9 protein-coding genes and 1 pseudogene are annotated in these 13,598 nt (G+C 38.3%); 2 read left to right on the forward strand and 8 right to left on the reverse strand.

Annotation, left to right across the window (positions count from 1 at the left end):
* Positions 1 to 181 precede the first annotated feature (181 nt).
* From MHH64_RS01790 to MHH64_RS01825, 8 genes and pseudogenes are all read right to left on the reverse strand, one after another.
* Positions 182 to 697: a LysM peptidoglycan-binding domain-containing protein gene (locus MHH64_RS01790; protein ID WP_118888272.1), complete on the reverse strand. Its 516-nt coding sequence runs from the start codon at positions 695 to 697 to the stop codon at positions 182 to 184.
* 896 nt (positions 698 to 1,593) lie between these two features.
* Positions 1,594 to 2,127 (reverse strand): annotated as a pseudogene (locus MHH64_RS01795) (N-acetyltransferase).
* Between the two features lie 6 nt (positions 2,128 to 2,133).
* Positions 2,134 to 4,035 (reverse strand): endonuclease MutS2, encoded by a 1,902-nt coding sequence (locus MHH64_RS01800; RefSeq protein ID WP_340002568.1) that lies wholly within the window; start codon positions 4,033 to 4,035, stop codon positions 2,134 to 2,136.
* 484 nt (positions 4,036 to 4,519) lie between these two features.
* Positions 4,520 to 5,251 (reverse strand): ABC transporter permease, encoded by a 732-nt coding sequence (locus MHH64_RS01805; RefSeq protein WP_095310227.1) that lies wholly within the window; start codon positions 5,249 to 5,251, stop codon positions 4,520 to 4,522.
* Entirely contained in the window at positions 5,251 to 6,183 is a 933-nt protein-coding gene (locus tag MHH64_RS01810) for an ABC transporter ATP-binding protein (protein ID WP_340002569.1), read from the reverse strand. The genes MHH64_RS01805 and MHH64_RS01810 overlap by 1 nt, the downstream gene beginning before the upstream one ends.
* A complete protein-coding gene (locus MHH64_RS01815; protein WP_340002570.1) occupies positions 6,173 to 6,925 on the reverse strand; it encodes a MerR family transcriptional regulator in 753 nt (250 codons plus the stop codon). Before MHH64_RS01815 ends, MHH64_RS01810 begins: the two co-directional genes overlap by 11 nt.
* A 200-nt stretch (positions 6,926 to 7,125) precedes the next feature.
* Positions 7,126 to 9,249, reverse strand: coding sequence for a glycoside hydrolase family 3 N-terminal domain-containing protein (locus MHH64_RS01820; RefSeq protein ID WP_340002571.1), 2,124 nt, complete (start codon positions 9,247 to 9,249; stop codon positions 7,126 to 7,128).
* Between the two features lie 99 nt (positions 9,250 to 9,348).
* Entirely contained in the window at positions 9,349 to 10,911 is a 1,563-nt protein-coding gene (locus MHH64_RS01825) for a glucose PTS transporter subunit IIA (RefSeq protein ID WP_340002572.1), read from the reverse strand.
* Positions 10,912 to 11,161: 250 nt separating this feature from the next.
* On the opposite strand from MHH64_RS01825, the gene MHH64_RS01830 reads away from it, so the two are divergent.
* Positions 11,162 to 12,361, forward strand: a complete 1,200-nt coding sequence (locus MHH64_RS01830) for an AraC family transcriptional regulator (RefSeq protein ID WP_340002573.1) — start codon at positions 11,162 to 11,164, stop codon at positions 12,359 to 12,361.
* Between the two features lie 303 nt (positions 12,362 to 12,664).
* Positions 12,665 to 13,525: a hypothetical protein gene (locus MHH64_RS01835; protein WP_340002574.1), complete on the forward strand. Its 861-nt coding sequence runs from the start codon at positions 12,665 to 12,667 to the stop codon at positions 13,523 to 13,525.
* The last annotated feature ends 73 nt before the right edge of the window (positions 13,526 to 13,598 follow it).

The following is a 13,598-nucleotide window of genomic DNA, read 5'->3' on the forward strand; positions in this document are numbered from 1 at the left end:
ACAGATTCTGATGCCAGCTCAGGCAATTGTTGTCATTCCCCTGCCCTTTTTAACATAAAAAAGTTGACGAGGCTAAATTAGCCAAGTCAGCTTTATTCCAACTCCTAAATGATGAATTTTTTAAATTAAGAAATGTTCACCATCACTAAATGGAAAAGTCTACTTCTCCCCAACTGTTAATCTAATAGTGTACTTGTAAATCTTTAACGCCAAACTCTAATGCTTCATCTAAATCTTCCATATATACATCCAATCGACCTTCTGTAACAGCACTTCCTCTATCTTCACATGTAAATGTTTTATCAAAATAAGGAATATACAACTTGGTTCCGAATGATAATGAATCTGGACAGGCGATTGTTTGACCCTCCTGCACTTCCGTACCGGATGCTGTAATACCATATCCTGGATCTCCATGTTCTTTTCCAGTAGATTCATAGCCTGCTGTATAAGCAGTTACTGTAAACGTCTCTCCCTTTGCATCTGGAATGGTAAGCGTCTGACCCGCATAAATGATATCTGGGTCTGAAAGAAAAGTGTTAAATTCAAGCAATGAATCCACACTTACATTATGATTCCTTGAAATCTCGGATAAAACATCTCCTGATTGCACCGTATACTGACTGCTTGCATGTACTTCGTTCGTAAATAAGATTAATCCTAAAGTTACGAGTGTGATTAGTGTTAAGTATTTCATTGTAATGCCTCCTATGTGTAATTAATATAGAATACGCATAGCAGGGTATTTCTTCTGTAGGCTTTAATAGAATTGAAATATAGATGTAAAGGTAGGAGCTGATTTTGAGAGTGGTGTCTTTGCAGCGGGGGATGGGTGCGTTAGTTTTGGGAATGGTGTCTTTGCGGCGGGGGATGGTGCGTTAATTTTGGGAATGGTGTCTTAGCGACGGGGAATGGTGCGTTAATTTTGGGGATGGTGTCTTAGTAGCGGGAGATAGTGCGTTAATTTCGAGAATGGTGTCTTAGTAGCGGGGGATAGTGCGTTAATTTTGGGTATGGTGTCTTTGCGGCGGGGGATGGTGCGTTAATTTTGGGTATGGTGTCTTAGCAGCGGGAGATGGTGCGTTAATTTCGGGAATGGTGTCTTTGCGGCGGGGAATGGTGCGTTAATTTTGGGTATGGTGTCTTAGTAGCTGGAGATGGTGCGTTAATTTTGGGGATGGTGTCTTAGTAGCGGGAGATGGTGCGTTAATTTTGGGGATGGTGTCTTAGTAGCGGGAGATGGTGCGTTAATTTTGGGTATGGTGTCTTAGCAGTGGAGATGGTGCGTTAATTTCGAGAATGGTGTCTTTGCGGCGGGGAAGGCATATTGTTCTGTTGAAAAAGAAATTTGATAGATACATAGTTGAAATACAAATAAACTCAATAAAAAGGAAAACCCCTATCTATTTCGAATGACAGCTTCTGATTCTCCGATTCTTTCCATTTCAATTCTTGGTTGAACTGTTAACCAAGAATCTTAACAAGTCTAATCAATCCTATTGGGACGAGGATATTAATGTCGATTGATTGTCAATCCTTGTTTAAAGCCAGATTCTAAACTATTGTAGATTTAGAATCTGACTCTATGATCATTTACTCAGAAAATGCTTTCGGATAATGAACGACACCTTGAACCGTTTCAAGAGAATCTTCCGTTAGTTCTAAAGCCATAAATGCTTCGTCAGGTACTTCAAATGGCGCTTTTATATTCCATAATTGTGCTTGTTTAAATCCAAACTTTGGATAGTAGTCTTTATGCCCTAATACAATAACTGAATGATAACCAAGCGCTTTTGCTTTCTTTAACCCCTCGTGAATTCATTGGCTTCCGATTCCTTTTTTCTGATACTGAGGTACCACAGACACGGGAGCAAGTGCTAACGATTCCACCGATTGATCATTATTTACAATGGAAATTTTAGATAACAGAATGTGACCAATCATCGCCTTGTCTTCACCTATTGCGACTAATGAAAGTTCAGGAATAAATGCCTTTGATTTTCTAATTCGATTTACAAGTTGATGTTCTTTCCCGTCACTATATTGTTCATTTAAAAATGCTTGTTTTACAACTTCTTCTGTCGTTTTATAATCTTTTGGAAGTTCTTGTCTAATCATACGATTCATGTTAAATTACTCCCTGTTCTGTCGTATTTCTTTTTGGATTTTGCGAAGTGCCTTTTTCGAACCACGCTCTATATCATGCTGCATTTTTCGCGTATTGTAATCGATAAACAATGTTTCTAAATCATATCCTACTGGATATAATTCCTGCGCCTGCAGCTCTAAGGAGAGGCGCTTCACATTTACTTTCATAAATTCCCCTTTGTAGAACACGACAACATTATAGAAATTGTCTATCCCTTCATATACAATTCCAAAGTCATCATGGTCCAATAAATTTACACGATCCCCTTTTTTATATTCATACTTCTCTGTGGTTGTCTCTTTATCAATCTTTGGCTTCCTTTTCTTACTTTCAACTACACTTTCTAAACGATAGTCTTTATTTTCCATATAGTCTTTCGCTCTTTGCAGGACACTTTCTCGTATATTCATTTTTTTAGAAATCCAAAGGGCATTACTTTCCCCTGATTTACCTATCATTAACTTATACTTTGGTTCCAATGTTTCACTATTAAATTGCATTGCTGCATTCATAAAGTCATGATGCATTTCCGAAAAGCGTTTAATTTCTCCATAGTGTGTTGTCGCAACCGTGATACAACCCATATGATAAAACTCTTCTAAAATAGAAATTGCAAGTGCCGCTCCTTCATTCGGTTCCGTACCACTTCCGATTTCATCAAATAGTAAAAGTGTATGATTATTGGATCCCATCATTATTTCCGATAGGTTTTTCATATGAGATGAAAATGTACTTAGTGCATTTTCTATACTTTGGTTGTCACCAATATCTACGAAGATGTTTTCAAAAACCGAAATTTCCGTTTGCTTATCTGCGTTAATGTGAAAGCCTGACATCGTCGCCAAAGTTAATAATCCTATTGTTTTGAGGACAATCGTTTTCCCGCCAGCATTTGGTCCGGTAACAATTAAGCTACGATAATTTTCTCCGATTTCAAAATCAAGCGGTACAACTTCTCCTGATAAAAGTGGGTGTTTGCAATGAACTAATTTGATATACCCATAATCATTTAATCTGGGCTCTACTCCACCAATATGTTTGCTGAATTTTGCTTTTGCAAATACCATATCATATTGGCTGATAAGTTCGAGATTAATCTTGATCTCATACATGTTCTCTAAGATCATTCCTGATAAAGCAGCTAATATTTGATATTCCTCGATTGCTTCTTCAGCTTGCAGGCTTGCGAGTTCTCCGTTTAATTTTGTCACTGTGTTCGGTTCTATAAAGACCGTTGATCCTTTAGAAGAAACTTCAATAATTGTCCCTGGTACTTGATTTTTATAGGAAGCTTTAATTGGTATTGTATATCGATCGCCTTTCTTACTAATAAAGGTTTCTTGAATATACTTTTTATTGGTACTGCTATTTAAAAACTTATTTAAGCGCTCTTTAATTTTCTCTTCGACTGATTCAATACTTCTTCGTATTCGTCTTAATTCTTTACTTGCAGCGGAATCTACACGATTTCCTTTGATTGAATAATCAACCTCTTCTTCCACATTTTTGAACTCGGACATTGAATTCGCATACGACGCGATTACTGGTGCAAAAAATGCTTTATCCAGCATAAACTTTTTAATTTTCCTGCAGCCTCTTAAGAAATCGGATACACTAACCAATTCGCTCGGATCAAGAATCATGCCTTTTTCGAGATTTTGAAGGATATGCTCAATATTGGATACCCCGAAAAATGGCACATGGTCTACTGCATCTAATATTGCACGTGCCTCAGTCGTTTCATTTAAACGATTTTTAACTACCTTTATATCTGAGCTTGGTCTCAACTTATCTAACATTTTCTTCCCTAATCCACTTACACAATACGATTTAACTATTCCTTTTAACTCGTTATATTGCAGCTTTTCAAACGTCATCTTATTCACTTTCCATGCTCCTCACTATGACTTATTTTTATCATACATGAAGATACCTACCCATTAGACTTCAATGAAGCTTTACATAATAAAAAATAAACACAAAAAAGCTGCGGAGATACCGCAGCTTTCTTTACATTCACAAGGCATGTGTAATATGCAAATACATGGAAATAAGCTATCTAAAAAAGTATAGCTAACTCCTAATATTACACGCTTTATAAAGTATCGTAGGTATCTTCATAGGTATTGAAATAAATCCATGACTAAACGAAGGGTGTGATTTCTAAAAAATCCCCTTTAGTCCACAAATTTATTTCATTTAATTTTTCCTATTTAGAACCTACCGCACTCACAAAAAGCACCTCGAATTAATTTATCGTTTTATTCATTGAAATCTAATTAACAGTTATCATTATACAATACTCTAATAAAAATGTGAAGGTGACGTATTTTCGGGATTTAATGATAAAAAATTCACATGGGAAGCACGTCACTTCCTATTCAAAATAAATATAGCTCCACCATACCCCAGCACACACCAAATCAATAAGTTAATATAATTCCCGGCAGTCGCCTCAAAGGTAGACGCAGCGAGCGACGCCCGCATTACTTCTGCCATCGAATAAATCGGAAGTACCTGATGAAGGGCTTGAAGCCATTCTGGCAGCCGCTCCAAGGGGAAATTTACCGGTGAAAACATGAGTGCTCCAAAAACAATGACTTGTGAAAGAGCAAGGGAAGCTGTCGGTGACAAGAGATAGGAAAATCCGTAGCCAACACCAATAGATGTTAATGCAATCATGAGTAAGGCTGGAATTACCGTCCAAGAGATGTCGTACCCTGGACTAAACATGAGGTGTGCCACAATGGATGAAATGATAATTCCTGGCAGCGTGATGATTAGCCAAATAGTTGTATCTGCTCCAAGAATGACACCGCGATTAACTGGCCATGTACGCATAAATTCCATATAGCCATCTGATTTGGCAGTACCAACCTGCTGCGGTAAAATTACTAAGCCCGTAAAAATTAGAATGATCGTTGGTGCTCCTGTAGCTAGAAAAAGAATCGAATTTGTATCTGGGGCTGGGAGAAGATAGGTAAAGCCGATCACAATGCCGATGGATATCAAGATTTGAATAAGAATCATAAACACTAAAAAACCTGCGTTTCTAAGAAATTGCATCTGAAAGACGTACTTGTAATGGCTTAATACATTCATTATAATCCCACCGCCTTTTTAGAAGTCAACTCGATATAAGCATCCTCAATTGTCGCAGGAGACAAGGAATAGTCCATAATGAGCCCTAAATCAACTTGCCGCTTTGCCCATTCTATCGTTGCTGTTACTTCTTGAGGATCTATAGCAAAAAATAGTCGAGAGCCATTCTTATGAGAGGAAAGCGCCCAGCTAGGAATCTCGATATCTAACTCACTAGCTAAACTTAGTTCGATACGCATTTGGTTACTTACTGAACTTTTCACTTCAGAAGGTGTCCCTTGCGTGAGAATTCTCCCCTTATTGATGATTGCCACCCGATCAACCGCTTTTTCAGCTTCCAGCACATTATGCGTGACTAAAATAACCGAAGTGCCATCATTGGTTAGATTACGTATCACCTGCCAAAGGTAACGCCGGCGAACTGGGTCTACATCGTTTGTAGGTTCATCCAGAATCACTAATTTGCCAGGGGCAATGACTGCCATACAAAAGGCGGTTAGTCTTTTTGCACCACCCGATAATTTCTCGCCTTCCTTATTTGCCCACTCCCCCATATCCAATGCCTCAAAAAGTGTATCTAACCGCTTTGCGTCAAACTTTTTCCCTGCACGCATTTTTCCAATCAGTGTAACTGCCTGCTTCGGGGTAAGAAAACCGAGTGGTACTTGGGATTGTGGCTGGACAGAGCAAATGGATCGAGCCCTTGCTGGTGACTGAAGTACCGATTTCCCCAACAGCTGAATATCACCAGAATCAGGGGTGATTAGCCCTAAAATTTGATTCACTAACGTCGTTTTCCCCGCTCCATTCTGGCCGAGAAGCCCATATATTTCACCTTCATCAATATGAAGGGAGATATTATCATTAGCGATCATCTTGTTTTTCCGACGACCCGTAAATCCTTTTGTTACAGCCTCTACATTAAGAATCATTCGTTGACTCCCCCTTTGCAATAGCGACACGTTTAATAAAATTAATCACATCTTTGTCCATTGGATAAAATGCGATACCCTCCTGTAGGTTTTGCAGCGCTTCCCACATGCTTCCAAGCAATTCTTCATCCTGCCCAAACATTTTATCTGCTTGGTTTGCCCAGCATAGGACGAGCTGCTCCGCCTCTTCTGAGTTTGGATCAAGATGAAGGTTATCTCGGATATCACCAATAACCTTTAACCATTCCTTGATGTCTTCCTCACTCATGTTTGCAGCATTCATGTCGATAATTTTCTTCATTTCATCTTCGTTTAGGTATTCTTTATATTGCTCTAAGACATCTCCGGGATCGTGTTGATACAACTGGATAATGCTGAAAATGACTGGCCAATTGATTTCCCCTTCAAATTCAATGGAATACGCTACGCCAAGAAGGGCTTGTTCTAACATTTTTAAACGTTCCTGTTCTCGTTTAACCAGTTCTAATTGGTGTTGGATTGAGTCCTGCCAATTCGACGTTGAATTCTCCAATATATCTTTAATCTGTTCCAGCGAGAATCCCATATATTTCAATGCTAAAACACGTTCTAACTTCATCACATCATCTTCACTGTATAAACGATGCCCCCCATCCGTTTTAGATGAAGGTTTGATCAAACCAATTTCATCATAGTAATCCAGTGTTCTGACGGTTACCCCTGTGTTCTTGGATAGTTTCCCAATCGTGTATATTTTCCTCACCCCTTTTTATTTATCTTAAGTATAAAACAACACGTTACGTTTGGTTCAATAGGTAAATGTGAAAATGTTTGTTTTTTTACAATAATTTATTACCAAAAAAGAGTAAACCGTATTCTATACAATACGATTTACTCTTGCTTAATCTGCAGCTATTTAAACTCGTGGAGGGGAACTGAACCGGTCAGCCCCTCTCACTATCCTCATCCATTATACTGTAAACCATGTCCTAGTTTATACACATTTCCGTCTCTGTCTTTATAGGCATAGCTCATTCCTTCTGGCATATATTTATCCTTGTCATAGCCAGGTACATCATTTCTTGATTTACAATTACCATCTTCATCGACGGCAATCACTTCTTCACTTGCTGGTAATGTCAACGGCAGGACACCTGTTGGCTGATGGTTTCCAGCCATTACTTCAAGCTGTGCTTTGAAGAATGTATCGTACCCGGCAACCAGGGCATCTGCCAATGGTTCTACATTTCCAAGAATCCATGGCAAGATCACATTGACACTGATAATAACTTTGCCGCCGCGGCTGCGGATGTTCTCTGCTACTTTATTCAAATGCTCGATTTCACTTAACGTCGTTTCTGTATACGGAGCACCATCCAACGCTTTTAAGGGTTTATTTTCACATAAACCGAGCTCGAGAAGTCCTGGTGTTGCATTAAAATAAGTTCCAGATTTTGGCTGCAAGAACAAGATGGCGATATCCGCTTCTTCATATGCGTCCGTTAATTCAAATTGACCCAATTCCTTTGCACCAGCCAATGCTTGCTCCGTATACGTCGCAGCATGTTCTGTGTCCTTATGGTAGGCTTTCATATACACTTTTTTACCTTCCAGCTTGTCCGCTGTTAATGGCAGTGTTTCTTCTGAGTTTTTCAAAATGGTAACTGATTTTTTATGTGCTTCATACGCTGCATCCCAGTGCGCAGGTGTACTTACTACCTTATCCGCATTTTCTGGTGAGTTGTACGTACGGTCATCAAACAAACCTAATGCAAACATTTCGGTAAGCAATCTTTCATTTGCTTCATTAATACGCTTTTCACTGATCCAGCCATTATCTACTGCTGCCTTTAGGTTTTCAATGTCATTTGTATCTGCAATGATATCTGTCCCTGCATTAACCGCTTTAGCAAAACGCTCTGCGATACTTAAATCTTCAACGCCCCAGCTCATATTGTTAACAATACCGCTGTCACTGTTAACATAGCCTTTGAAGCCCAGTTTTTCGCGCAGAATATGTTGAAGGAAATAATGATTAAATGCAAATCCAACCTCTTCGAAAGGAATATCTTCGCCCTCAAATTCCTGATACACACTCTTCTTGATGCTTGGAATCGAGTAATAAGGCATGATGGAAGACGTTCCATGTTCAACAGCCGCTCTAAACGGTGGAAGATGATACTTTTCTAAACTTCCCGGAGTTGGGTAAAGGTTCCATTTCCCTTCTTTATAATGCGGGTCAAACCCATTTTCCCTTGGTCCACCGCCAGGGAAATGTTTCGTTGTCATCGCAATGCTCTCTTTGCCTAACGTTTTTCCTTGGAATGCTTCAATAATCCTGCCAATTGCGTCTGCAATAAATTCCGGGTCCTCCCCGAACGTTCCGTATGTTCGCTGCCATCTTGGATCTGTGACAACATCGGCCATATACATATAACCTTTTCTTAAACCGGTTGCATTCCATTCTTCGTGAGCTATTTTGGCAAATTCACTGATTACGGAAGCATCCTCGCCCTTTTTAATATCACCCATCGCTGCTGCTGCAAGCCCCAATGTGCCTGGCCATGTAGAAAAAATACCAATTGCATCATTCATTCCAAAGATAGATTCACCATTTTCGTTTCGTGAATTGGACGTAACGATAACTGGAATACCTAAGCGTGTTTCCTCTGCAACTTCATTCATCGTATTAATCCATTCTGCTGTTTCTGCTGGGCTAAAATTATCTCGTAAAATGAAATGACGTAAATGTCTATCCTCGATTGTATGGGTCGTTCCATATACTTTACTGGTGGCAAAGATACTTTCACCCTTTTCCACAATAGCTTCATCTAACACACCATCATGGCTTGTTTTACTTTTATCCTCTTGATAAAGACCCATCCTGCGCGTGTTAATTAGCATCATCCCAATTTTTTCATCCATATTCATTAAAGTAACTAGATTTTTCGCCCGTTCTTCCGGACTTAATCGCCAATCCTCGTAAGGGTCAAGTTTTCCATTGTTATTTAAATCTTTGAATGTTAAACCGCTTTCTTCAATAAGCTGCTTGTTTCTTACTACCAGTTTTGGTTGTTTTTGTGTCATGTGAATTTCCTCCTCTATTTTTTAATTCTGATTTGAATACGATTCAGTTAAAATAAACAGTTTCATCGTCTAATCACAGAAACCCCGTTCAACATCATATTATAGATCCAGCTTCATTAAACTGCTTTCCGATGATACAGACGCTTCTTTGGTAACATCGATATTGGTATATTCCTCTGTATTTGTAATGACAACAGGTGTGGTGATGTCATATCCAGCTTTTTCAATGTTTTTTATATCAAACTCTAATAATAGATTACCCTTTTCCACCTGATCCCCTTGCTTGACGTGTACTTTGAAATATTGCCCATTCAGCTTCACGGTATCTATACCTACGTAAATTAAAATCTCTGCGCCATTGTTTGACGTGATTCCAATCGCATGCTGTGTAGGGAATAAAGTCGTAACTTCGCCATCCGCAGGAGCGTATACTTTTCCTTCGATCGGTTGGATTGCAGCTCCTTTTCCGACTGTGTTTGTAGCAAAGAGTTGCTCATTTACTTCCGTTAAAGGGATAACATTCCCTTTTAATGGACTAGTAATTGTTTCTGGCTTGATCACTTTCAGATGAGCAGTAACATCATTTTTCCCTTGATAACCCAGTATAAATGGGAAGATTAATCCTAACACAAAGGCTACTCCGATTCCGACTAAATGCTGACTGATAGGCGAGAATGCGGGTATGGACAGGACACTTGGAAGAACAAAGTCATTCATCACGACACCAAATGCTCCATTAATTGCTCCTCCAACTGCACCGGCAATAACGACATAAATAATCGTTTTTCTGAAGCGCAAGAGAATTCCGTAGTAAATTGCCTCTGTCGTACCAGCAAGTGAACCTGGCAGAATCCCGCTTGCAGCAAGTGATTTCAGTTCATTGTCCTTCGTTTTGATAAAGATGGCGATTGCGACCGCGATTTGAGCAAATACAGCTGGTGCTGCCATGCCGATGATCGGATCAGGACCATTCGCCAGGTTGGCAATAGCAAGTGGAATGATTGTCCAGTGCAATCCTGCAATCGTAAGGAATGTCCATGTACCACCGAGAACCGCTCCTGCCAACAGTCCACTTTTATCACTAAGGAAAGTTATAATGCTACCAAGACCTTCTCCAACTAGATTACCAAAAGGACCAAAGATAAGCATCGTTAATGGAACCAGGATAACTAAAGAGATAAGCGGGTTGATAAACATTTGGATATCTTTATATATTATTTTTTTCAAAAATTTCTCTAATGCTGCATAAACAAACATGGCAATAAAAATCGGAAATACGGTTGATGAATAGTCTGCCAAGTTGACTGGTAGACCTAAAAAGTTAACGGTTTCAACACCAGCATCGACAAGGTTAATAATTTCAGGAGTTAAAAGAGCTGCTCCAATTGCTCCGCCTACATATCCATTTCCGCCTAGCTTTATTGCAATGGTAATACCAAGAAAAACGGGAAGGAAATAAAATATAGAATTCCCGGCAGCCGATAAGACAATATAGGTACCGCTTTCACTTGAAAGCCAACCAAGCTGACTTAAGACGGATAAGGCTGCTTTTAACAGACCCGCACCCGCAAGTACACCAATAATTGGCGCAAAACTTCCGGAGATCACTCCAAGAACTTTAGATAACTTCGACTCTTTTTTTTCGACATCATTCTGACTCATCGTGTTGCTCCTTTCTTTCCTACTTGAATGGAGAAGCAAGGATATTTAACATGCTATTTTCTCAACTCAAATAATGCGCTTACAAACAAAAAATTAGTACTTTTTATGAAATACAATTAATATGGATTAAAATTGTATTCTGAAATTATCTCTATTTTAAATCTACTTTTTGTTTATTCATAGGATATACTTAACATTAGACGGATAAAAGTAACACATTTGATGTATTTTTCATGAGAGAGGAAAAATAATGGTGTACTCAAAAATCGTTTCTACCGCAATAAAAATTTCGCATCTTACGCAATTAAATACATATGTAGTCGGTAAGAATGAAGATTTCATTTATCACGATGAAAAGGTCTCCATACCTGCATACATGCCGGGAGCTAAGCAAAAGGATGTCCTGGAGCTTTCTCGTAAAATGAAAGAAACAAATCAAATCTATACCTATATTAATCCTTGGGGACTATCCTATTTAGGTTATTCTTTTTTGGAAGAGGGAGACTTTTACGCTGTTATCATTGGACCATATTTTGAAGTCATTCCGGATGTATACGGGTTAGTACTGCAATACAATCTCACCATGCAAGAAAGCGCTGATTTGAGAAGTATTCTCGAAAAGGTAAACGTTGTCACCACTGAGCAAATAAGCAGTTATGAGGCAGTGCTTCAACAGTTTGAAGCGATGAAGGAAGCGGAAACAAACCCTTTGTTGATTTACTCCAAGGAAAAGAAAGGAAGAAACAAAGATAGGGATGCTAAAGTGGATGATGAGGCTGATCTCGTGACACGGAGGTACCGTATTGAAAAAGACTTTATGCATGCAGTTGAAAAAGGGAATAAAGAAGAGGCATTAAAACTAATCAGTTCAGATAATACGCTATTCTCTTTTTCCGAGCGGTTTCCCAATCAGCCCCTCCGCCGAGTAAAAAATTTAAACATCGTTTTGAATACCTTATTGCGCAGTGCCGCGAGAAACAGCAATGTACCAGCGATATTAATCCATCGTATCTCTGAACGATTTTCCTTTGAGATTGAAAATGGCGAAAATATCGCCGTGTTACGCAGCATTCAGGATGATATGATTCGAGAATACTGTGACTTAGTAAAGTCAAACTCGCTACAACATTATTCCCAGATGATACAAAAGGTAATCGAGCATTTAATGAGCTATTATGATCAGCACATTGGTAAAACCGAATTAGCTGCATTGTTTCATACGCACCCAGGAAATTTATCAAGAACGTTTAAAAAAGAAACGGGGATGACGATTACGGAATATCAGCAAGAACTTCGGATTAATCAAGCGAAGCATTTATTAAGAACAGAAAGCCTGCCTGTTGATGAGATTGCTTGGATTGTTGGGTATAAAGATGCTTCGTATTTTGGAAGGGTGTTTAAGAAAGTGACGGGGTATTCTCCTTCTGGGTATAGGGAGAGGGGTTTTTGATAGCATGTTGATTTCGAGGGCTGGTAATGAATTATAGGGAGTTTAATGAGAGGAGCATTTTAGATTTGGATGCTCCTTTGCTGTAGGGCTTTTGCTGATTGAGGCTGATGAATATTGAATTTAAATGAGCCACCTTCAGGATTTGGTTGGTATAAGTGAATTAATCTTAAAATAAGTGGAAATTTACATAAAGATAAATTTCATTGAATTAAATCTGAAAATATAATAAAATTAAATTAAATAGGTAATTAGTTTTGCTATCGACCAAACTACTAGACATATAGTATTACAAGGAGGGAGTTAATGGCAATAGAATTAGCGTTATACAAAGATGATAAGAGAAGTATTTCAGAAGAGATTGAGTTGGCTGAGCTAGCATTGAGGGGAGATTTTGAAACAGTTAAAAAAAATCTATACTGTGCTTTCGAAGGTTGTACAGCCAAAATTGAATATGTTCCAAGTGGAAAGAGAAGAGAACACTTTAAAACATGGCCCAAAAATAATCATACCCCAGAATGTGATGATTATTTTGAAAGGGATCCAATAAAAAGAAAACAAAAAAATATAGCCACTAACTCAGTCGGCTTATCTGATAACCATATTAACAATGTCCTTAAAGGTTTAATCAGATCTGTTGAAGAAACGCCGGAAGAAAAAGAAGCTAGACTAAAGAAACAAAGATCAAGGAAGAAGAATAAGAGTAACACAGTGAATACCTCTCAAAATTCCAATGATGTAGAAAACGTTCGACCAACTACTGACAATAACATCGAAAAAGTAGGAGACGGTCAAAGATCTCCAAGTATTAGAAAAAGACATAGTATTTTATTTTTAAGTGAAAATGATTTAAATACGGCTGTGGCTCTTCATGAAAAAGTCGTTTCCATATGGGTTGAAAAAAATCGAGCTAAATTTTTATTAAAAAATAATGCTAAAGAAACATATTTGTACTTTGAGGAAGAGTTTTTTGCCAATTCTTCAACAAATATAGAACAAATGCTAAGAGTAGTGAAAAACAACCTTGATAAAGGCCATGAAATAATGTTTGACGGTGTAGGAAATGTAGAAAAAAGAGACGAGGAATTATGTGTAATTATTACTAATCAGAAACATTTTAGAATAAATAAATTCCTTATCCCAGTTTATGTTTCCCAAAGCAATTAAATTATATTTCTCCTAACTGTAATAAGTTAAGAGACAAAAACAGCATTGGCAGGTCAATGCTGTTTTTATTTAG

This window comes from Oceanobacillus sp. FSL K6-0127 (assembly GCF_037983385.1).
GTDB lineage: Bacteria > Bacillota > Bacilli > Bacillales > Amphibacillaceae > Oceanobacillus > Oceanobacillus profundus.

Bases quoted from the DNA above. Each gene is read 5' to 3' on its own strand.
- MHH64_RS01790 (WP_118888272.1), bottom strand. From the start codon at position 697: ATGAAATACTTAACACTAATCACACTCGTAACTTTAGGATTAATCTTA.
- MHH64_RS01830 (WP_340002573.1), top strand. From the start codon at position 11,162: ATGGTGTACTCAAAAATCGTTTCTACCGCAATAAAAATTTCGCATCTT.
- MHH64_RS01805 (WP_095310227.1), bottom strand. From the start codon at position 5,251: ATGAATGTATTAAGCCATTACAAGTACGTCTTTCAGATGCAATTTCTT.
- MHH64_RS01820 (WP_340002571.1), bottom strand. From the start codon at position 9,249: ATGACACAAAAACAACCAAAACTGGTAGTAAGAAACAAGCAGCTTATT.
- MHH64_RS01825 (WP_340002572.1), bottom strand. From the start codon at position 10,911: ATGAGTCAGAATGATGTCGAAAAAAAAGAGTCGAAGTTATCTAAAGTT.
- MHH64_RS01835 (WP_340002574.1), top strand. From the start codon at position 12,665: ATGGCAATAGAATTAGCGTTATACAAAGATGATAAGAGAAGTATTTCA.
- MHH64_RS01810 (WP_340002569.1), bottom strand. From the start codon at position 6,183: ATGATTCTTAATGTAGAGGCTGTAACAAAAGGATTTACGGGTCGTCGG.